We start from the raw sequence: 21,665 nt of genomic DNA on the forward strand, positions 1-21,665 counted from the left end.
CGCCTCAAAATCATCAAGATTTGAGGTATATCAAAAATCTCACCAATAATCATTAACATAGAGTAAACAACCACAATATCCCAGCAGCGTGATTGCCCAAAAGAGCAACAGCGACAATAAAAGCTGTGTGTGCGCTAACCCAGATTAAGGGAATTTCATCGCATTTGCGCCGGTTTCACCTCGCAGCACCGTTTGCCCTACCCAAGAGGCATGTTACACTGCCAGCCATCTTTCTTCCTTGTTTGGTGAACTTGCCTACATGAAACAACTGCTCGACTTTCTCCCTCTGGTGATCTTTTTCGCCGTCTATAAGTTTTTCGACATCTATATCGCCAGCGGCGCCCTGATAGCTGCCACCGCACTGCAGTTGATCATCACCTATCTCCTCTATAAGAAGATAGAGAAGATGCACCTGATCACCTTTGCCATGGTGAGCTTTTTCGGCACCCTCACCTTAGTCTTGCATGACGACGCCTTTATCAAATGGAAAGTGACAGTGGTCTATGCCCTGTTCGCCACCGCGCTGGCCGTGAGTCAATATCTGAATAAGCCTATCCTCAAGGGGATGTTGGGTAAGGAACTGATTGTCGACGACAAGATCTGGTCTCGGGTCACCTGGTACTGGGTCACCTTCTTCCTTGCCTGCGGTCTGATGAACATCTATGTCGCCTTTAACCTGTCTCAGGAAACCTGGGTCAATTTCAAGGTGTTTGGCCTGACGGCTCTGACACTGATCAACACAGTAGTCACTGTGGTTTACCTCTACAAACATATGCCTGAAGAACATAAAAAGGAACTCAAATAATGTGGTACATGATCTCATCTCAAGATGTTGAAAACAGCTTAGAAAAACGCCTTCAAGCCCGTCCTGACCACCTGGCACGCCTACAGGAGCTCTCTGACGAGGGTCGTCTGATGATCGCCGGTCCACACCCAGCCATCGACAGCGACAACCCGGGTGAAGCGGGCTTCACCGGCTCACTAGTCGTTGCCGAGTTCGACTCACTGGAAGCGGCCCAGGCCTGGGCAGACCAAGACCCATACGTGGCTGCTGGCGTCTACCAGAGCGTCATCGTAAAACCCTTTAAGCGCGTACTCCCTTAACACCAAAATTAGGAAGCAAGCTCTTGAAAATAGTTTCATTTAACATCAATGGTCTCAGGGCCAGACTGCATCAGCTACAGGCGCTGATCGACACTCACAGCCCGGATATCATTGGCCTGCAGGAGACCAAGGTGCACGACGAGGCCTTTCCGCTGGCCGAAGTGGAGGCCATGGGCTATCAGGTGCACTACCATGGCGGCAAGGCCCACTATGGCGTCGCCATGCTCTCTAAGCAGACCCCGGTCAAGATTCAGAAAGGTTTCCCCACAGATGATGAGGAGGCACAGCGCCGAATGATCATGGGTACCTTTACCCAGGCCAACGGCCGTCAACTGACGGTACTTAACGGCTACTTTCCCCAGGGCGAGAACATCAGCCATGAGACCAAGTATCCGGCCAAGCGCAAGTTCTACCAGGATCTGATGCAGTATCTGCAGCTGCATCACAGCCCGGATGAAGATATCGCCATCATTGGCGACATCAACATCTCGCCTATCGATCTGGATATCGGCATTGGCGAGGCCAACGCCAAGCGTTGGTTGAAAACAGGCAAGTGCAGCTTCCAGCCCGAAGAGCGTCAGTGGCTGCAAACCCTGCTGGACTGGGGGCTGATTGACACCTTCCGTCAGCTGCATCCGGCACGCAGCGAGCGCTACTCCTGGTTCGACTATCGCAGCAAGGGCTTCGATGACAACCGTGGCCTGCGCATCGACGTGATCCTGGCGACCCCCTCTCTGGCGGAGCGCCTGACCGAATCTGATGTAGACTATGATCTGCGCGGTATCGAGAAACCGTCGGATCATGCGCCCATCTGGAGCAGCTTCCAAGACTAATTCAGTCAGCAATAAAAAAGGCGCCACGAGCGCCTTTTTTATTGGGTATCGCAGCCTTTAACTACTGCAAGCGGTACTGTGACAGGATCCCATCCAGCTCGGCCGAGGATTGTTGCAACTCACTGGCCAGCACCACAGATCGCTCGGCGGTCTCCTTGATGGTCTGGGACTGGTCACGGATCTCGTTGAGCTGAGAGGCGATATCCCTCGCCGACACGCTCTGCTCTTCCGCCGAGGCGGCAATTTGCGAACTCATATCGAACACCTGATCGATAGAATCGGCCATGGTATCGACGTCGCTGCCGACCGACTCGATAGCGGACCGGCCGAGCTCGGCCTGCTCCACAATCTCATGGGTGATATCGGCCAACTGGCCCGAGCCAGATTGCAGGCCTTCGATCATCGACTGGATCTCCACCGTCGCCTGCTGAGTGCGTCCGGCCAGGGTACGCACCTCATCGGCCACCACGGCAAAGCCTCTGCCCTGCTCGCCGGCGCGCGCCGCCTCGATGGCCGCATTGAGCGCCAACAGGTTAGTCTGCTCAGAGATGCCGTTGATGGTGGTGACCACGGCGCCAATCTCAGTGGCATTGCCCGACAGCTGGTCCACAGCGCTGGAGGCCGCATCTATCTGGCCAGTCAACTGGCCGATACGACGTACCGCCTCGGCGATACGCTGCTTGCTGTCGGCCGCGGCCGTTGCATTTTGCTTGGTGTGATCTGAGGTGTTAGCCGCATTATGGGACACCTCTTCGATGGCGGCGGTCATCTGATCCATCGCCACGGCGACGGTATCGAGAAACTGATGCTGGAACTGCGCCAGCTCATCGTTCTGTTTCGCCTGCAGATTAAACTCATCGGAGGCATTGGCCAGCGTCTGGGCGTTATTGCCTATGGCCTTGACCATCTCGCTCATGTTGTCCGCGTTTCTGTCGATCTCGCGGGCGATAAGGCTAAAGTCATCCTTACCGAAGAAATTGAGCCTGAAGGAGAGATCGCCGTCGGCCAAACGCTTAATGGCGATATACATGTCCCACAGGCCACCGCCCAAGGAGGTGGAGATCCAGTAACTCAGCTGATACAGAGGATAGAGGGCAATCAAGGCGACCCACAGCATCCACCAGGCATCGCTCTTGCCCTCGGCCTCCCAGGCGGTGACATCCTGGCTCAGCTGCAAATATTGCCCCGCGACCGGTGCACTGGCGGTCACGTTGTCGCCTCGGCGCGATTGCTCGTCGCTCGATGCCAGTCTCAGGCCGTTGTCCTGGGCAAAACGCCCCAGCGCCTCACCGCTTAAGCCCATCTGACTCGCCACCTTGGCATAGGCATCGACGCTCGCCTGTACCCGGGCCGCCGAGCCGGCGTGCAATTGATTGTTGGCGGCATTTAAGTTCAGCAAGGCGATGGTCAGGGTAATGGCCGTCACCATAGAGCAGACCACCCAAAATTTACCGTTAAGGCTGAGTTTGATCAGCAAGGCATCTATCTTTCTAAACTGGATAGCTTTCATGGAAACCCACTTGTTTATCAGACTAAATTGACGATTTCTTTGGTTCTACCAAATCAAGTTAAGCACAATTTTTATTCTTGAGCCTTGATTAGGCGTAACTTTATGGCGGGTATGGTCTTAGCGGTAAAGGCCACCATCTGCCCCGTCAGTAGCGTCATGGCATAACCCAGGAGCGCGCCGATAACCAGCGGCGGCAGGATGGCCGCCAGATCGCCGCCCAGGGCGAAGGTGATGCAGCAGCCGATGAAGGCGCCAGGAATAAAGGCGAGTCGCTGATAGCTGGCTTGCAGACACATCAGGCTGGTGACGATACCCGTCAGCAGATAACCCACGAGCGGCGTATCGAAATAGCTACCACCGGAGATCACCACCCAGGCCCAGAACACGCCGGAGAGATTAGTGAACCAAGTCATTAACACCCCTTGAAAACCCGTCTTTGGCTGAGCGAAGAAGGTGCTACATGCGAGAAAGCCAACCCAAGTGACTAAGTGAAATGCATCGGCGACCCCTGCCCAAACGGCAGCAAGCAGCCCTGCAGATAATGCGACCTGCATACGATTTTCCATGTATGACCCCTCATTACATTGGAATATTATTTTTGGTTAAATTACTCCAAAACGAATGACAAAAACAGGATCTAGGCCAAATAAACCGGATTAAATGTTATTAAATTGATACACCGCCAATATTTGTAGTAAAAGAACAAAATAATGCTTAGTAATGGAATAAAAATAGCAAAGGCATGAGCGTGGTGATAAAAAAGCCAGTCGATATAACGACTGGCTCTAATGGTTTAAAGCGTATCTAAAGGTAGCGACTAGATCTTGAAATAATCGCTCAGAGGCAGATCGCGAATGCGCGTGCCACTGGCCGCAAAGATAGCGTTGACGATACTGGGCGCGATGGGCGGCACACCCGGCTCGCCCACCCCGGCGGGCGGCGCCATAGATGGCACTAAGATGGTCTCTATCTCGGGGCATTGACTCAGTCGCAGCAGCGGATAGTCATGAAAATTAGACTGCTCCACCCGGCCATCCTTAAAGCTAATGCGCCCCATCAGGGCGATACTGAGGCCAAACATCACGGCGCCTTCGAGCTGAGAGGCCACCCGGTCGGGATTGACCAGGGTACCGGCGTCGATGGCGATAATCGTCTTGAGCACCTTAAGCTGCTTATCCTCGCTCACCTCCACCAGGCTTGCAGCCGCCACATAGGCGGTAAAGCTGCGATGCACCGCGAAGCCCCAGCCTTGTCCCGCCTTGGGCTTAGGCAGCTGCTTCACCTTCTGCTCCACCGCTGAGATCACCCCTTTATAACGGGCGGTGTCCACTGGGTGACGGGCCAGGGTCTCACCATAGTTGCCGTAGTTAAACTTTTGATCGCTAAAGGTCTCTTGTCTGTCCTTGCCTAATAGCTCGCGCCACATGGTAAAGGTATCCAGGCCGCGTTTGCTCGCCAGCTCATCGACAAACACCCCGATGCCGAAGCCATGTTGAATGTTGCACACCGAGCGCATCCAGCCGATACGGGTATGGGCGCTGGCCTTCACCGACTCGCAGCGCAGGCTGTCGATCGCCAGTGGCACATCGACGAAACCCAGATCCAGCTCGGAGGCGCTGGGTTCATCCACCCCCTCGGCGAAGGTCGAACTGATACTGGGGAAGCCGGTGCGCTGCAACATGGCCTCGACCCCCTTGTCGCCCATCCTGGCCTTGAAATACTGGGCACTGATGGCGTGCAGGTAACCATTTTGCAGCTCATCTTCCCGGCTCCAGCACACCTTGATCGGCTGGCCCGCTTGGCGAGACAGCAGCGCCGCCTCGACGCAGAAATCTGGCTTAGACTTGCGACCAAAGCCGCCCCCCAGCAGAGTCACATGCACTGTCACCTGCTCTGCCTTCAGCCCCAAGGCGGCGGCCACATTACCCTGGGCACTCTGTGGCGTCTGGGTCGATGCCCAGATCTCGGCGCCCTTATCGGTGACACTCGCGGCGGCCGCCGGCGGCTCCATCATGGCATGGGCCAGATAAGGCACACTGTAGACCGCCTCTATCGTCTTATCCGCCGGCCAGCTCTGGCTCTGCTCCCCCTGTTGTCTCACCGCCTTACCAGGCTTTTGCACCGCCTGCTTAAGCTGCGCCAGATAGGCGCCGGAGTCATGACCATCATTTGCCGAGTCACTCCAGCTGATGGCGAGTGCCTTACGACCCTCAAGTGCACTCCAGGAGTTGGTGGCCAGCACGGCGACGCCGCCCAGCGGTTGAAAGCTCGGCGCGCCCTGATGTCCCGGCAGGGTAATAACATCCACCACACCGGCGACGGCGCGTGCCGCCTTATCATCGAGCTTGTCCACCTTGCTGCCCAGCACAGGTGGGCGCACTATGCTGGCATAGAGCATGTTTTCCAGCTGGATATCGTAACCATACTCGGCGCTGCCGTCTAAAATCGCCTCCATATCCACTATGGTGTGCCCCTTGCCGATATGGGTAAAGGCCTTGGCGGACTTAAGCTTAAGCCCAGTCACCTCAGGCAGCGGCAACTTGGCCGCCGCCATCGCCAGCTCGCCGAAGCTGAGGCTGCGGCCAGAGGCCGAGTGAGTGACCTTGTTATCGGCTGTGCTCAGCTCGGCTACCGGCACCTTCAAGCGCTCGGCCGCGGCCTGCTCCAGCATGGTACGCGCCATGGCGCCCATCTCACGCATCTTGTCGAAACCCTTGCGTATGCTGCGGGAGCCATCCGTGTTCTGACTGCCGTAACGCTTATCGGCCAGCCCCTGCACCACTACAACCTTGTCCCAATCGGCGCCCAGCTCGTCCGCCAACACCTGAGGAATGCCGGTGCGGATCCCCTGCCCCATCTCGGATCGGTGACAGGTGAGGTAGACCCTGTCATCCTCGCCGATGGCGATAAACAGGTTGAGGCGCGCCTCGCCGTCTTGCGCCAGCGCCATCGGGCTCCAGGCGAGACCGCTGCCACCGAGGGCCAGACCGCCACCAGCCGCGCCGAACAGCTTTAATACGTCCCGGCGACTGAAATTTTGTACCGCGCTGAACTGACTCATGCCTCAATCTCCCTTAAGCTCTGCTCCCTTTCATTCAGATCAAGCTGAGCCGATGTGCCGCTCGCCTGTTTGATCGCCGCCTTGATGCGGGTATAGGTGCCGCAGCGACACAGGTTGCCCACCATGGCCTCCTCTATCTGAGCATCGTTTGGCTGCGGATATTGACTCAGCAGCGCCGCCGCCGACATCAATTGCCCCGCCTGACAGTAGCCGCACTGGGGCACATTATTGTCGCGCCAGGCCTGCTTGAGGCCATCGGCCGCCAGCCCCTCTATGGTGGTCACCTGCTTGCCCTGCACCTGCTTTAGGCTGGTCAGACAGGCCCTGGCGGGCTCGCCATCGACATGTATGGTGCAGGCGCCACAGAGACCGGCGCCGCAGCCATATTTGGTGCCAGTCAGCCCCAGGAGATCTCTGATGGCCCAGAGCACTGGCATATTGGGATCGGCATCTAAGGTGTAGTCTTTTCCGTTTATCTTGAGTCCAAGTTTCGATTGGGACATCAGTTTCTCCTTGTTGACCAATAAGCTATGGTTAACGGCCTTGCTTTAATCTGAATAGCTTGCTTTGATTTAGTTTTAATCTGAATAGCTTGCTTTGATTTAGTTTTAATCTGAACAGCTTGTTTTGTTTTCGCTTTTATTTGATTTAGCTTTGCTTGGTTTAACTTTAATCGACTTAGCGAGTATCTAATTAATTCGAGTCGGTTGCGTCATTGGGCGCCCGCCTTGCTCCTCGCCAAATACGCCATTAGCTGAGATCGGGTATCGATATCGACGCTGGCATTCTCCATCGCCATGGCGATGAGGTTGCCCTCCTGGTAGCGCCGTGACAAGAGGGCCTTGGCGCCGCGATCGCCGCTAAGACTCGACAGCGCCTCATAATCGTCGAAATGAAACAGCGCCGGCGCCCCCAGAGTTAACTCATAATAGGCACAAACCCGGGTGTTTGCCCGGGCGCGGGCGCGAAACAGCCCGAGGTAATCATCAGCCCCCAGCAGCAGCTGATCCCCAAGGGCAATCAGTAGCGTCTCGGCCCGCAGGGCCCTAGCCTCCTTAGCCGCGGCGGCGATGGAATGGCCAAGCCCCCCTAGCCAGTCAGGGTTATGCACTAGCTTGGCCGATGGCGGCAGACAACTGGCCACCGCCTCATGGTGGGCACCGGTGATCACACAAAGACTCGCGCCCAATCTGGCTGCCACCTCGCTTAGCGCGCTATATTGATGACCTATCAGGGTCGTCGGGGATGGACTGGCTGTAGAGTAAAACTCTGGCTGGTAAAATACAGGCTGCTTAGATTCATTGGGCTTAGGTTCTGACGAAGCGCTTGCTAGGTCATTAGCGATTAAGTCATCACTCGCCAAATCATCATTTGTTAAGGACTGCGCCAGTTTCACCCCGCCGAAGCGTCGGCTCTCCCCCGCTGCCAGCAGGGCGATCATCACCTTACCTTGGATACAGGTATCAGGCTTCACGCCATCACCTCTTTGAGGGCGACCCGCTTGGCGCCGTGCAGCACGCCGTGACACTCAGACAAGATAGAAAGCGCGATCGAAGCCGGCAGCTCGCCCCCCAGTGCCAGGCCGGCGGGCGCCGAGAAATAGGCGTTAAAGCTTGCCGCGTCGAGCCCGGCAAGGGCCAGCACCCTGTCACGTCTGTGGCCAGGCCCCAGCAGCGCCAGGTATTTAAGCTGCTCACCGCTGGCATGAATCGCCGCCAGGGCCTCGGAATCAAGCTCAAGGTTGTGCTGCATCACGATGGCGCCATCCAGCCGCGTCCAAAAGGCCTGAGGTAACTCGGCCACCGGACACTTGATGATGTTGGCGCCGACAAAGTCATACTCCCTGGCATAGCTGGTGCGACGGTCGACCACATCAACACGCCACCCCAGCTGCAGGGCTATTTGACACACGGGCTGGGCGTCCAGGCCGCCGCCGAAGATCGCGATGCGATGACGCTCACGCAGCGGAACGACTAAACTCGCAGACTCACCTTGCACCGACTCACATAGCACAGTCTCGCCCTGCACTGACTGGCCCTGTAAAATGCCGGGGCGGGGAAAGTCGCTCAGTTGCCAGCCCGCCTTGGCGTCATCCAGGGCCTGCTGGCTGCACCACACCTGGGCGCCAACTGAATCTGAGGAGCCCGCGGCATTAGTCGAATCGAACGACAGCGAATCGTCGATGAGATCTAACTGATAATGGCATCGCCCCTGGCTGGCGAGCGCGGCCTTAAGCGCCTGAAAATGCAGAAAGTGATTGGCAGCGCACAGGGGCACCAGCATGAGATGAACGAGTCCGCCACAGCCCAGCTGATAACTGGCATCGGCCTCGTCGGTAGCATCGTAACAGACGCTGGCGGCCTGCCCCGTCTGGATCACCTTCTGGGCCCGGCGGCGCAGGTCGGCCTCCAGGCAACCGCCGCTCACCAGGCCGACACTCTTACCCATGCCGTGGATCAGCATCATGGCGCCCACCTTGCGATAGGCCGAGCCCTCCACATGGGTCACCACGGCCAGCACCCAATCATCTTGGGGCGCCGCCGACCAGGCGTTGAGCAGATCTTCGATGTGATGTGACATATCCCTGTGTCTCTTAGGCAAAATTAAGGACTAATGCCTTAACCTAGCAGACACAGAAATAAAAAACAGACTCAAAGCGTTGCAAAAGATTTCACAATGAAAAAACGGCGATTCGAATGAACCGCCGTCTTAAAACAAGCATTTAGAATCCTGATTATCAAGATCAGTTAGTGAGATCAGTTCAGCAGTTGATCCGCCACGAAGGGGTTTTGCTGCCGCTCGGCGCCGAAGGTCGAGATAGGGCCATGGCCGGGAATAAAGCTCACCTCTCGGCCCAAAGGCCAGAGCACCTGGGTGATGGAGTTTATCAGATCCGTATGACTCGACTGAGGAAAATCGGTGCGGCCGATGGAGCCTTTAAACAACACATCCCCCACCCAGGCCAGCTTGTCGGCCGCACTGTAGAACACGATGTGGCCCGGCGTATGTCCTGGGCAATGCAGCACCTCTAAGGTCTGCTCGCCCACGGTGACGCGATCGCCCGAGCAAAGATACTGAGCAGGCGCAAAAGCGGCGACCGGCATGAAACCAAAGTGCTTGCTCTGTTGCGGCAGGGTCTCGAGCCAAAATGCATCATCCTTATGGGGGCCAATAATGGGCACGCCCGCGGCATCCGCCAGCGCCTTGGCGCCACCCACATGGTCGATATGCCCATGGGTCAGCAGTATTTTCTCCAGGGTCAGGCCATGGTGCGTCAGCTGCTGCTGGATGCGCTCTATGTCGCCGCCGGGGTCGACCACCGCGGCCTGCTTGGTTTTTTCGCACCAGATGATGCTGCAATTTTGCTGAAAAGGCGTCACAGGCACAATTTGATACTTCATCTTATTCTTTCCACTTTCATCCACCTCGGCATAGATTAAGTGATCGCGGTGGGATTCACTAACGGCACTGACAAAAAGATTGATCTAGGATAACCTATCCGCGTCATTTAGTACCCCATTGCCTCACACTGGCGCATAAAATTTACAATAAAGGCCCATCATGTCAGACCTTCAACGCCTCGCCGGCATCCACTGCCGCAAACACTTTTTTTCTCTGCCACTGGATCACAATGCAAAGGATGGCGAAACCATCGAGGTGTTCGCCCGCGAACTCGTGGCCCCAGAACACAAAGACAGCCAGTTGCCTTATCTGGTCTACTTCCAGGGCGGACCGGGCTTTGGCGCCATCAGACCCGCGGCCAACGGCGGCTGGATAAAGCGCGCCCTGCAGGAATATCGCGTCTTGCTGCTGGATCAGCGCGGCACCGGCCTCTCGAGCCCGATCAACTATGTTTCACTCGCGCACCTGGACTCACAAGCCCAGGCCTACTACCTCAGCCATTTTCGCGCCGACAGCATCATCCAGGATGCCGAGCTTATTCGCGCGCAGCTGATAGGTGATGAAAAGTGGAGCATACTCGGTCAAAGCTTCGGCGGCTTCTGCGTGCTGAAATACCTAAACGATGCGCCCCATGGCCTGCATGAAGCCTATATCACGGGCGGCATCCCTTCGCTGACCCGCAGCGCCGATGAGGTCTATCAGGCCACCTACAAGCGAGTGCTGGCCAAGAACCAGGACTTCTTCGCCCGTTTCCCAGACGCGCAAGCACTGGTTAAACGCCTGGCCGCCTACCTGCAACAGAACGAGGTGCGCATCGCCACTGGCGAGCGTCTCACGGTGGAGATGCTGCAACTACTTGGGATCAACATAGGCATGGAGCAAGGCGGCGAGCCCGTCTATTACCTGCTGGAACAGGCATTGATAGAGACGGCCCAGGGCACTCAAGTCAACCCGCTGTTTTTGGCCTACTTCTGCCAGTTATTGGACTTTAACACTAACCCCATCTTCGCCCTGCTGCACGAGAGTATCTATTGTCAGCAAGACGCGTCGAGCTGGGCGGCCCACAGGGTGAGACAGAGTTATAACGAGTTTAACTACCAGGCAGACAAGCCCTTCCTGTTTACCGGCGAGATGGTCTACCCCTGGTTCTTCGATCAGTTCACTAATCTGAAACCGCTGAAACACGCGGCGCACCTGCTGGCCGACAAGGCCGACTGGCCCATGCTGTACGATCCCGCCAAGCTGGCCGACAACCAGGTACCGGTCGCCGCGGCCATCTACAGCGAAGATATGTTCGTGGAGATGAATTACAGCCTGGAGACAGCGGCTCAGGTGGGTAATCTGAAATACTGGCTAACCTCAGAATATGAGCATAATGGCATCCGTATGGATGGTGAGCATATTTTGGATAGGTTGATTGTGATTAATCGAGGGGAACAACTTAGGTAAATCTTCTCGGGGGCGTATCGCTCGCCCCGTTTTCCCTGCTCTATCTCTTGCTCATTTCCTGTTTCGTTCCAGTGATTCGTCCATCGAGGCTATTTCGCATTTCTAGCATAATTATTTTAGCCGTTGGCGGTGATGGCGTTTGTTGAGATGATTTGAAGGTCGTACCTTCATGGCTATCTAACGCCTGCCCGGCGGGTGCTGTACAAGGACGTACCAATGTCGTGATCACATGGATGTGAAAGAACGACGTATGTGCAGATACGCCTGTGAGACGCCGTGAATAAATCCCTTTAGGCTCTACCGAAACATCTGATGTGAAAGGACTCACGAATGCCGCGTTGACATGGATGTCAAAGAGCGGCCCTGTTTCGGAAGCTCACCGGCGTATCTACACTCGGTATCCAACATCTCTTCGATTTGGCTTCATTTGTTACGAGAAGTAATTGTAACTGTTCATCTGTTAAGTGAGTTGGGAGTTGTACCTTCATGGCAATCTAACGCCTGCTCCGGCGGGTGCTGTACATGGAAGTACAAATATCGTAATCACAGGGATGTGAAGGAGCGACGGATGTGCAGATACGCCTGTGACACGCTGTGCGCCTTCTGACCTACATGGATGTAGGGAATGCCAAAAAATGTAGGGAACATTTTTGGCCTTGGCCGCTCTGCGGTTTCATCCCTGAAACCGAAGGTCACCGGCGTATCTGCACTCGGTATCTAACATCTCTTCGATTTAGCTTCATCTGTTTCTCGTTGATATAAGCTATTATTTTTAAGGAAAACAGCACATAAAATATGACGCGTCATGTTGAATACCAACTATAGATTAGATTAAAGTTTCACCAGTCAAGGACAGAGCTAGGCCAACTCGATTCAAACATCGACTACGCCATACAGGGAATGAAAAAACCAACAAGCACCAATCAAATCCCTCAATAAGTTAACTCTGACCCTATTTAATTGGGAAAACAGCCGGAACTACGCGATCGTACTTTATGGAAATCTTGGCACCAGGTCTGGACAGATGGACAAGTCATAGACGATGTGCTTGGTGGAATGTTGGGTGGAGTAATTTGAAATGAACAAGCTGATTTTAAGTACATTTTTAGGTATCTTGGCTGTACTCAATACTTTTAGTGCTAGTTCAATACCACAAAGCATACAGATTAATAAGTCTGGCGAGATTATAAATGGTGAGTTTTCAACATCATTTATGTCACCTGCTCTTGAAAAGTTTGTCATTTCGATCTCTATGGTTGATGATACGAATATTAGCAATATTCAGTTAATTATGCCGAGTGGAGTTGTCATTAATTCTGAGAATGCTTCAAATTACAATTGTAACTTTCTATTCTTTACCCCATTGACTCCGCAAGAACACGTAAATTCGTTAGAAAAGGGCCTTATCATAGAGCTCAATAATGTTACCTCAGGTAACTATGTCATTACAGGAAAGGCGAATGGCTCTCAAACTCTTATCCCAATCAGTATAAAATTCCCTACATCAAAGATAAATGTCGCATTAACAGTTGGCGAGGTTGGTCAAAATAAAAAACCAATTAGCGTAGGAAATATGTTTCCTGTCAATGTGCAACTGTATGATGATGGCGTTCCACTGGCTACAGCCGAAGCCTCTTTTGAGTTTGTGAAAGATGGTGTTGTAGTCAGCAAGATTATAGCTGTAGATGATGGCGCTGGAATGGACTTCAAAGCCAGTGATGGGAGTTATCATGCTTTTTTCATCCCTGAGGTTGAGGGGGAGTACACTGTGCTTGTCAGAATTAATGGTACTAATTTAAACGGTGAGAGGTTTGAAGTCAGTGTTGACCAAAGCTTTAAATCTATACTCCCACAAGTATATGTTACCGGCAGTGTTAATGAGAGATTGGTCGACTTAGATAAAGATGGTTATATTGATGAACTCAGATTGGAGTTTGAGACTGCAGGCCCATTTCAATCGACAGGATTTTATTACAATAGGGTTACGTTAGAGACCGAAGATGGTACTAAAATTTTTGCAGGGAACAAAATGGATGCTACAAAAAATAAAATTTTTGTAACGTTTAAGGGGGAGAAACTAAGGAGCCTAGGATATTCAGGTAAATTTACAGTTTCAGATTTCTGGCTTGATTATGGTTATTTGAGGATTCAAGATAAAGATAATTTTTACACTACTTCATATTTTGAACAAGATTCCTGGGAACGAGACGATTTACTTTATTTAGGTAATGTGACATTCGAGCCCATTGACAGCGCGGATGGACGTTTCATCGAAATGATTGACGTATCCTTTGAGGTCGATACGCTTCCCGCGGCAGCAAAGTTTGGCTATTCGGCCACAATAACCACTGTCGGTGACGAGCATGTCGGAGTCTATGGCAATCCTGACATCGAACTGAAGAAAGGGATTAACAGAATTACATTCTCCATTCCTGCAGCTGATTTTGCAAAACTACAATCAAACACGGCATTGAAAATAAACCAATTAACCATGTATCCCTTGATAAAGGGTGGCAATGTTATATCTAAAAGGAATGTGGCAACCAGTGAATTATATTCCTGCTGGGACTTTCGAGGCTGTTCAACAGCCGAGAATGCCATTCCCGTTGTGGTAGACGATGAGGTCACTTCTACTGGAAAAGCCATGTATATACATGTAGCCCAAAATGACTATGACGGTGATTTGCTCAAGGTTAGCGATCAAAAGAAAGATAACCTTGGCACATCAACACAGTGGAGCATTCATTTTGATTAAGTTAAGAATGTTAGAGGCGTTGTGTTCGCTATTATTCGGCGCCGCACTGTTTTACAGTGCAGCGCCCGGGGATACAGGTGTCTCTTTTTTCCCTATGTTGCTGGATTTAGAGCCGCTCTACATATGCTTTGCTATCTGGCTGATATTGTCCGGTCTTGTCGCTTGGTATTTCGGGCCTGTTAAATGGCCGAATATGTTGATTTTTGGGGCCATAGGCATGTTGTCTATTGTCGTGTTATATCCTGTTGAAAAAAGAGTCTATCAGCCCCCAAGCAAGATAGTTGCTGCGGCGAAACAGTATTTGGATGACAACAATGTCTTATATAGCGATTTTAGTGTAGTTGCACGGACTAGAAGCTTGTTTGATCCATTTAGACCTCATTATTGGACTAATAGTGTTTACGCCAATAATAAATTTCCCAATGAAGTAGAAACTGATGATTCCTGGGATCTAGAAAAGCATGGGCGGTTTGCGGTGTATGTTAGAGAATCATTTTGGGGAACTCTGGATATTAAAAGTGGAACATGGTCATCCGATCCCTCACTTTTTTGGCATAAGAAATAAGTCGCATAAATTATGGATACCATCCAACAATACTTCAACATCATTCAAGCCCTTCGCTAGAGCGCAAAAGAAATTAATCGGGCTAGCCATTATGATATGTGGAGTCAGTGATATGCGGGGTCAGAGTATACTTTATTTGATTACCATATTTTTCCTCCCCCCCAGCTTTAGAGTTCACGCTCTATCGCATTTCTAGCATGATTACTTTCGCCGTTAATGGGATTGGCGTTTGTTAAGGTGATTTGAAGGTCGTACCTTCATTGCTATCTAACGCCTGCCCGGCGAGGGATGTGCAGATACACCCGTGAGACGCCGTGAATAAATCCCTTTAGGCTCTACCGAAACATCCCTGTTTCGGAAGCTCACTGGCGTATCTACACTCAATATCTAACGTCTCTTCGATTTAACCTCACTGAACTCTCCCTAAGACAAGCTATTATTATTCGAGAAAAAAACAGGTAAATATGTGACATAACATGTTGATAGCCACTAACAAGATAGATTAAAGTATCACCAGTTAAGGACAGAGCTAGGCCAACTCGATTCAAACATCGACGACGCCATTCAGGGAATGAAAAAACCAACATGCGCCAATCAAATCCCTCAAAAAGTTAACTCTGACCCCATTTATTGTATTGTGTTTGAAGCAAAGGTGATGAATTTCTTTGTAATACAATTGGTTAACAATGCGCGTTTTCACTGATCTAATGAGGTAAACGCGCATTAGTACTAAGTTAAGTTGTCACATGACCAGAATTATATTTAAACCATATTATAGAAGAGGGACTCAATGAAAGATCAAATTTTACATGGATTTGTTGAAGATTTTAGACAAGAAAATAATTTTGGAGATGAGAAGGAGGATGTAGTTTTCGAACACTTTGTAAACCACTGCCTAGTATCCAAACAATACCCAAGAGACTTTGATCTTGGAGACCTTTCAACTGGAGGTGGTAATGACATTGGATTTGATGGAGCCGCATTCATTGTCAATGGTAATATTATTGCGAATGAAGAAGAGGTGGATTTTCTCGTAGAAAAAAATGGATCGCTTGATGTTTCAATAATCCTTATACAGACAAAGAATTCAGTAAAATTTAAAGGCGACCAAGTCGGAACACTCATATTCGGGATAAAAAGTTTTTTTAATAAAAAACCGGCAATTCCTGAAAATGATCAGATTTCAAACTTAAGGAAGATAAAGGATAAAATATACTCCAAGTCAATATACTTCGATTCTCCTCCAGTACTAAAAATTTTCTTCGCAACTAGAGGTGAATGGAAAGAGCCAGAGCCAATCCAAGGGCGGGTTGATTTTGAGATCAATGAAATTAGAGCTAAAAATATATTTTCAAGTATTTTGTTTGATTTTTATGATGCAGAAAAGCTAAAAAACATTTATAGAGAGCTCAAGAGGAAAACAATCAAAGAAGTTCACTTTTCAAAGCATGTTGCATTGCCTGAAATTGCGGGGGTAAGGCAATCGTTTGTTGGTAGTATTTCAGCCAAAGAGTACATAAATCTCATCTCCGATAATGAAGGAGGACTTCAAAAGAGCTTATTCTACGATAATGTTAGGGATTATCAGGGAAGCAATCCTGTAAATACGGAAATAGAGAATACTATAAAGAGTGCAAGTAAACAGGCCGCTTTATGCATTTTGAATAACGGAATCACAATTATCGCAAAAAAAGTTGAGCCTGTTGGCGAAAAAATGAAACTTACTGACTTTCAAATTGTCAACGGTTGTCAATCTAGCCACGTTATTTTCGACAATAGAGCCATTTTTAATGATGGTACAAATATAGTTATCAAAGTAATAGAAACAACTGATCAGGACCTTGCCAACAGTGTCATTAAGGCAACAAATAGACAGACCGAGGTGAAGCTTGAGGCATTTGAGTCATTAGCTCCTTTCCACAAGGATCTTGAAGAGTTTTATAGAGCAAAATCAAAAATTATAAGTAATCCTATTCACTATGAGCGCCGTTCTAAGCAATACGAGGGGTCTGCATCAATAAAGAAATGGCAGATAGTTACTCTAGCAGGGCAAATAAGAGCCTATACTGCTTCTCAGCTTGCGCAGCCACAAAGCACTCATAGGTATTTTGGTGAGTTATTAGAAAGCAATAGATCTAGAATGTTTGTTCAAGGTCAAAATCTTGAAGTTTATTATTTGTCATCACTTCTTCTTAATCGAATTGAACATGCTTTTAAACGGCAGAAGATCCGTGGATTCTACAAGAAATTTAAGTACCAAATTCTTTATATCGCCTTCCAAATCCTGGAGAAAAGGCGAAGTAACGATAAAGGGTATGCATATGCAGTAATGGCGGAAGAGGTAGCTGATTTAAAGAAGGCAATACAGCTATTTACTGATGCCTGCGGAGTTATAGACTCAGCGCTAAGAAATACAACACTTAAACCCTATGATGCCGCCAGAAGTAAGGCATTTACAGAAGAAATTACTCTATAGTCCCAAGCATATAACAAAAGCCTTCAACCGACCGCTTTAAGCGGCGGCTGAGGCCGGCGTTACCCATATAAATATTAATCAGATCCAAGTGGATTAAAGCACAAAGTCTAACTCGAAAATTTCCAATATAATTAATGTCTCGTAAGACCCCTCTCCGCTCAGATAGTTACTCAACCCAAGCGTAGGTGTCGAGGGCGAGGATTTGTAGTTCGACGCTTTGGTGGAGTCGCAGTGGGGGCTTGCTAGCCTCATTAAACCCTTCACCCTGCCCTGCGCCTAGGGCGACGTAGAAGGGCATAAGGTGTTCTATGCTGGGGTGGTTAAACCTGGTGTGGGGTGCCTGACGCTCGACATCCAGCAGCGCGGGCAGATCTCCTTGGGTCAGCTTATCGGCGATCCAATTCACGAAGCTTTGCATCTTCTCTACCTTTTGCGGGTCGCCGGGGCGGCGAAACAGCTCGCCCAAGTTGTGGCTGATGCCGCCCGAACCCAGTACCAATACGCCGTCAGTGCGCAGGGATGTTATCGCCTGTCCCAGGCGGTAGTGATAGTTTGCGCCCTGACGGCTGTCGATAGAGACCAGCACCAGAGGGATATCCGCCTCGGGATAGAGACGGCACAGCGGCGTCCAGAGGCCGTGATCCCAGCCAAGCTGATCATCTAACTCGGCGTCAAATCCGGCGGTTTGCAGAAGATCAGCGACCTCGTCGGCCAGCTTGGGCGCGCCAGGGGCGGGATAGTTGACTCGATAGAGGGCGTCGGGAAAGCCGTAGAAGTCGTGCACTGTGCGTGGGGCCTCGTTTGAGGTAATACGCACCTTGCCACTGAGATCCGTGTGGGCCGAAAACACCAGTATCGCCTTGGGCCTTGGCAGCACCTGACCCAGCTCGGCGAGAAAGACGGCGTTGTCGCTGTCATCCAGGGCCAACATGGGCGAGCCGTGGGAGACGAACAGGCTCGGCATTACACCTGCACTGGTTGCGGCCTTTAGCTGCTCACTCACCTCAGGGGAGATCTGTCTTAAGCTCTTACTTGCGCTCATATTTGTACTCATGCTTGAACTCGCTTTTAAACTCTTTCTGAACTCACTTTCGACTCCATACCTGGCGTCATAAGCTGACCTGGGGGCCGACAGGCACTATGCCCGTTGGGTTAAGGGCCTTGATCGAATAATAGCCCTGCTTGATATGCTCGATGTTGACCGTGGCTGCGATGCCATCGAGGGCATAGATGCGCTGCAGATAGGCCTGTAGCTGCGGCTTCTGGGCGATCAGCTCATGGTTGCACTTGAACAGGCCATAGTAGGCGACATCGAAGCGCACCAGGGTCACGAAGGCGCGAATATCCGACTCGGTCAGCTGCTCGCCAAGCAAGTAGGGGCGACCATCGCTCAGGGTCTGCTCCAACTCATCAAGCAGGCTAAAGACGCCCTGATAGGCCTCTTCGTAGGCAAACTGACTGGTGGCAAAGCCCGCCTTGTAGACGCCATTGTTTAACTCGTGATAGAGACGATCATTCAGGCTATCGATAGCTTGATGCAGCCTCTCTGGATAGAGGTCCAATGCCGGATTTAGTGCCGAGTCGGTAAGGTGATCGAAGGCGGTGTTTAACATGCGTATGATGTCTGCCGATTCGTTATTCACTATCACCTGGCGCTGCTTATCCCAGAGCACGGGTACGGTCGCCCGGCCGGTAAAGTGCGGATCCACCTGGGTATAGAGCTGATGCAGATACTTGTGGCCATTGAGGATGTCGCTGTCTCCAACTACCTTGCTATCAATCGCGCCGCCAAACTGCCAGCCCTGCTCCGAAAGCACGGGGTTGACCACGCTGACACTGATATGCTCGCTAAGGCCCTTGAGCGCCCGCACCATCAGGGTACGTGAGGCCCAGGGGCAGATATAGGCGACATAGAGATGATAGCGACCAGACTCCGCCTTAAAACCGCCCTCACCCGTAGGGCCAGCCTCACCTGTCGGCGTTATCCAGTTGCGAAAGCTAGAGATCTGACGCACGAAACGCCCCTCATCATCCTTCGCCTGCACCGGCTGCCAATCTCCATTCCAACGGCCATCGACTAACATCTGCTTCTCCTTCTAAACCCGTAACAGGATGCGGGGCATAGTCTCTTACACCCGCCCCTACCGTAAAATTGGCTAACCTTAGAGACGACCGGTCAGTAGCTTGTCGATTGAGTAGCGTCCGCCGCCCTGCACCGCCAGAGATAAGGAGGCCGCCAGCAATATCAAGGCAAACTCGTAGCCGTTGTTAGAGACAAACAGGCCGTTGCCCACGTGCAGCGTCATGGCCACCGCCATGGTGAAGGCGGTCAGCATTGCTGCGGGACGGGTCAGCAGACCCAGCACCAGTGCCAGACCACCGAAGAACTCGGCGCTACCGGCCAGCAGGGCCATCAGGTAACCGGGTTCGAAGCCGACGCTGGCCATCCACTGCCCTGTGCCTTCCAGGCCATAGCCGCCGAACCAGCCAAACAGCTTCTGGGCGCCATGGGCGGCAAAGATGAGTCCTAGGGGTAGACGCAGTACTAAGGGGGCCAGTCCTGCATCGCTGTTAAGTAGTTTGATTAACGTTTGCTTGTTCATAGTGATCTCCTCAAAGATGTTTGGTTTGCAGCCTTTAGCCTTTGACTTTGATTAGGTATAAGTCATTAGCCATTCGCTGCCGATGAGGTAAATGTAGCTCTCAACGTTAAATTGATAAACATCACTATCATTTAATGATTAGCAACAAAATGGCGATAATTAGCCTAGACGGCAGATGGGGCTTACGTCTTTAAGCTTTAGTCTTGGGGCTTACGTCTTGGGCATTAGTCTTGCAGCTTAGCGCTCGGACGCAGAAAGCTTGAGGACGAGAAAGCTGACTAATGCGAGAAAGCTAGCTAGAGCGAGAAAGCTGGCCAGAGCGAGAAAGCTGGCCAGAGCGAGAAAGCTGGCCAGAGCGAGAAAGCTGGCCAGAGCGAGAAAGCTGGCCAGAGCGAGAAAGCTGGCCAGAGCGAGAAAGCTGGCCAGAGCGAGAAAGCTGGCCAGAGCGAGAAAGCTGGCCAGAGCGAGAAAGCTGGCYARWGCGAGRAAGCTGGCYARWGCGAGRAAGCTGGCYARWGCGAGAAAGCTGGCCTCATCTAGCGCATCCCAGTAAGGAGTCTTGCCATAGTATTGGCTGAGGGCGTCGACGAAACAGCGCACCTTGCTGGCGAGAAACTTACGGTGCACATAGACGGCGTACAGGCCAAAGGGCTCTGGGGTATAGTCGGTGAGGATCGCTTTGAGCTTACCACTACGCAGGGCCTTGCTCACCAGAAAGGTAGGCTGCACCACTATGCCGCGACCGGCGATGGCGGCCTCCACCAGCATGTCGCCGTTGTTACAGGCCAGATCGCTTGGGATCTTCAGCGCCGAGAAGTGCTCGCCGAATCGACCGAAGGCCGCGCCCAGATCCGAGTAGCTAAAGTGCAGATAGTTGTGATGGATAAGATCCGCCGGGGTCTTGGGCTCACCGCGCTCGGCCAAATACTCGGGAGAGGCGCAGACAACCAGCTTGATCGGGGTGAGCTTCTTGGCGATAAGCGAGGAGCTCGAGAGCTGACCGATACGCAGCGCCACATCGACGCCATCCTCCAGCAGATCCACCTTCTTGTCCGTCAGGGTGATATCCAGCCTGACATCTGGGTGTTGCTGCTGAAACTGCACCAGGGCACTGGGCAGATGGTGAATACCAAAAGACATCGGCGCACTGACCTTAAGCAGACCCGAGGCGGTCTCGCTGAGGTTGGTCAGGGCATTGTCCATCTCCTCTATATCGATAAGCACCTGCTGACAGCGCTCGAAATAGGCCCTGCCCGCCTCGGTCACATTAACCCGCCGCGTGGTGCGATTAAGCAGGCGAACCTTGAGATGCTCCTCGAGTTGAGACACATACTTGCTGACCAGCTGTGAGGAGAGCCCAAGCCTGTCTGCCGCCTTGGTGAAGGAGCCCTCCTGCACCACGGCGGTAAAGGCTTTCATGGTGTCGATTCTATCCAAGACCATCTCCCCTATTCGTTCTCAATCAGTTCTTAATTAGTCGCCAAATTAGTCAACATATGTTGATAATCAAAGACAAAGTAGTCTATTTAATGGAACTTTTGAAGATAATCTAAGGGTAAAAATTCAATCAGCAGAGGTCGTACGCACCGTTGTCAGCCAATAAAAACTGGGCTAAACCTATAACAGATGCATACTCAGACTCAGGAGAACGAGATGGACTACCACTTAACCCAACTAAGCGGCGATATTCTGGTGGGCATAGTCAACGAGCAGCTCAGGCTGAACTGTAATGATAAGCAGGACCTCTTCTACCAGCTGGACATTCCCAGCGCTCAGCTGGAGCAGAAACTGGCGGCATCAGGGTTCGAATATGACCCCATCAGCAACCAATACAAGGCCTGCAAATAGCGATTAACCTGCCAGCGAGTTAAGAAGCTATTTAGCTATATCCCTGGGGATTACGACAC

The 21,665-nt window shown here is 51.7% G+C and carries 19 protein-coding genes; 8 read left to right on the forward strand and 11 right to left on the reverse strand.

Going from position 1 to position 21,665, the window contains the following annotated elements; genetic code table 11:
* The first annotated feature begins 259 nt into the window (after positions 1 to 259).
* Genes L1D43_RS09005 through xthA form a run of 3 tightly spaced genes read left to right on the forward strand, consistent with a single transcriptional unit; the run spans position 260 to position 1,937 of the window.
* A complete protein-coding gene (locus tag L1D43_RS09005) occupies positions 260 to 805 on the forward strand; it encodes a septation protein A (protein WP_239850881.1) in 546 nt (181 codons plus the stop codon).
* Complete coding sequence (locus L1D43_RS09010) at positions 805 to 1,104, forward strand: YciI family protein (RefSeq protein ID WP_011866059.1); 300 nt, start codon at positions 805 to 807, stop codon at positions 1,102 to 1,104. Before L1D43_RS09005 ends, L1D43_RS09010 begins: the two co-directional genes overlap by 1 nt.
* Before the next feature lie 23 nt (positions 1,105 to 1,127).
* A complete protein-coding gene (gene xthA, locus L1D43_RS09015; RefSeq protein ID WP_239850882.1) occupies positions 1,128 to 1,937 on the forward strand; it encodes an exodeoxyribonuclease III in 810 nt (269 codons plus the stop codon).
* A 61-nt stretch (positions 1,938 to 1,998) separates the two neighbouring features.
* Here xthA and L1D43_RS09020 read toward each other — a convergent pair whose 3' ends face one another.
* From L1D43_RS09020 to L1D43_RS09050, 7 genes are all read right to left on the reverse strand, one after another.
* A complete protein-coding gene (locus L1D43_RS09020; protein ID WP_239850883.1) occupies positions 1,999 to 3,447 on the reverse strand; it encodes a methyl-accepting chemotaxis protein in 1,449 nt (482 codons plus the stop codon).
* Positions 3,448 to 3,518: 71 nt separating this feature from the next.
* Positions 3,519 to 4,013, reverse strand: a complete 495-nt coding sequence (locus L1D43_RS09025) for a DUF1097 domain-containing protein (RefSeq protein ID WP_239850884.1) — start codon at positions 4,011 to 4,013, stop codon at positions 3,519 to 3,521.
* Between the two features lie 251 nt (positions 4,014 to 4,264).
* Positions 4,265 to 6,508 carry a molybdopterin cofactor-binding domain-containing protein gene (locus L1D43_RS09030; RefSeq protein WP_239850885.1) on the reverse strand — a complete coding sequence of 748 codons (2,244 nt, stop codon included), beginning with the start codon at positions 6,506 to 6,508 and terminating at the stop codon, positions 4,265 to 4,267.
* Entirely contained in the window at positions 6,505 to 7,011 is a 507-nt protein-coding gene (locus L1D43_RS09035) for a (2Fe-2S)-binding protein (protein ID WP_011866064.1), read from the reverse strand. Before L1D43_RS09035 ends, L1D43_RS09030 begins: the two co-directional genes overlap by 4 nt.
* 209 nt (positions 7,012 to 7,220) lie before the next feature.
* A complete protein-coding gene (locus L1D43_RS09040) occupies positions 7,221 to 7,982 on the reverse strand; it encodes an NTP transferase domain-containing protein (RefSeq protein WP_239850892.1) in 762 nt (253 codons plus the stop codon).
* Complete coding sequence (locus L1D43_RS09045; RefSeq protein ID WP_239850893.1) at positions 7,979 to 9,088, reverse strand: XdhC/CoxI family protein; 1,110 nt, start codon at positions 9,086 to 9,088, stop codon at positions 7,979 to 7,981. Before L1D43_RS09045 ends, L1D43_RS09040 begins: the two co-directional genes overlap by 4 nt.
* A gap of 176 nt (positions 9,089 to 9,264) precedes the next feature.
* Positions 9,265 to 9,909 (reverse strand): MBL fold metallo-hydrolase, encoded by a 645-nt coding sequence (locus L1D43_RS09050; RefSeq protein WP_239850894.1) that lies wholly within the window; start codon positions 9,907 to 9,909, stop codon positions 9,265 to 9,267.
* 160 nt (positions 9,910 to 10,069) lie between these two features.
* Between L1D43_RS09050 and L1D43_RS09055 the strand changes: the two genes are divergently transcribed.
* The 4 genes from L1D43_RS09055 (at position 10,070) to L1D43_RS09070 (ending at position 17,155) form a co-directional block, all read left to right on the forward strand.
* Positions 10,070 to 11,359, forward strand: coding sequence for an alpha/beta fold hydrolase (locus L1D43_RS09055; RefSeq protein WP_239850895.1), 1,290 nt, complete (start codon positions 10,070 to 10,072; stop codon positions 11,357 to 11,359).
* Positions 11,360 to 12,437: 1,078 nt separating this feature from the next.
* Positions 12,438 to 14,114: a choice-of-anchor X domain-containing protein gene (locus tag L1D43_RS09060; RefSeq protein ID WP_239850896.1), complete on the forward strand. Its 1,677-nt coding sequence runs from the start codon at positions 12,438 to 12,440 to the stop codon at positions 14,112 to 14,114.
* Positions 14,107 to 14,679: a hypothetical protein gene (locus L1D43_RS09065; RefSeq protein ID WP_239850897.1), complete on the forward strand. Its 573-nt coding sequence runs from the start codon at positions 14,107 to 14,109 to the stop codon at positions 14,677 to 14,679. Before L1D43_RS09060 ends, L1D43_RS09065 begins: the two co-directional genes overlap by 8 nt.
* Positions 14,680 to 15,469: 790 nt before the next feature.
* A complete protein-coding gene (locus L1D43_RS09070; protein ID WP_239850898.1) occupies positions 15,470 to 17,155 on the forward strand; it encodes an AIPR family protein in 1,686 nt (561 codons plus the stop codon).
* Between the two features lie 166 nt (positions 17,156 to 17,321).
* On the opposite strand, the gene L1D43_RS09075 is transcribed toward L1D43_RS09070, so the two are convergent.
* The 4 genes from L1D43_RS09075 to L1D43_RS09090 all read right to left on the reverse strand — a co-directional run bounded on the left by L1D43_RS09075 (position 17,322) and on the right by L1D43_RS09090 (position 21,195).
* Complete coding sequence (locus tag L1D43_RS09075) at positions 17,322 to 18,209, reverse strand: class III extradiol ring-cleavage dioxygenase (protein WP_239850899.1); 888 nt, start codon at positions 18,207 to 18,209, stop codon at positions 17,322 to 17,324.
* Between the two features lie 55 nt (positions 18,210 to 18,264).
* Positions 18,265 to 19,239, reverse strand: coding sequence for a glutathione S-transferase family protein (locus tag L1D43_RS09080; protein ID WP_239850901.1), 975 nt, complete (start codon positions 19,237 to 19,239; stop codon positions 18,265 to 18,267).
* Between the two features lie 78 nt (positions 19,240 to 19,317).
* Positions 19,318 to 19,758: a DoxX family protein gene (locus L1D43_RS09085; RefSeq protein ID WP_239850903.1), complete on the reverse strand. Its 441-nt coding sequence runs from the start codon at positions 19,756 to 19,758 to the stop codon at positions 19,318 to 19,320.
* A 237-nt stretch (positions 19,759 to 19,995) separates the two neighbouring features.
* Entirely contained in the window at positions 19,996 to 21,195 is a 1,200-nt protein-coding gene (locus L1D43_RS09090; RefSeq protein WP_345773702.1) for a LysR family transcriptional regulator, read from the reverse strand.
* A gap of 216 nt (positions 21,196 to 21,411) precedes the next feature.
* Here L1D43_RS09090 and L1D43_RS09095 point away from each other — a divergent pair, with 216 nt between their 5' ends.
* Positions 21,412 to 21,606, forward strand: a complete 195-nt coding sequence (locus L1D43_RS09095) for a DUF4250 domain-containing protein (protein WP_239850905.1) — start codon at positions 21,412 to 21,414, stop codon at positions 21,604 to 21,606.
* The last annotated feature ends 59 nt before the right edge of the window (positions 21,607 to 21,665 follow it).

Source organism: Shewanella sp. Isolate8 (genome assembly GCF_022398495.1).
GTDB classification, from domain to species: Bacteria; Pseudomonadota; Gammaproteobacteria; order Enterobacterales; family Shewanellaceae; genus Shewanella; species Shewanella aquimarina.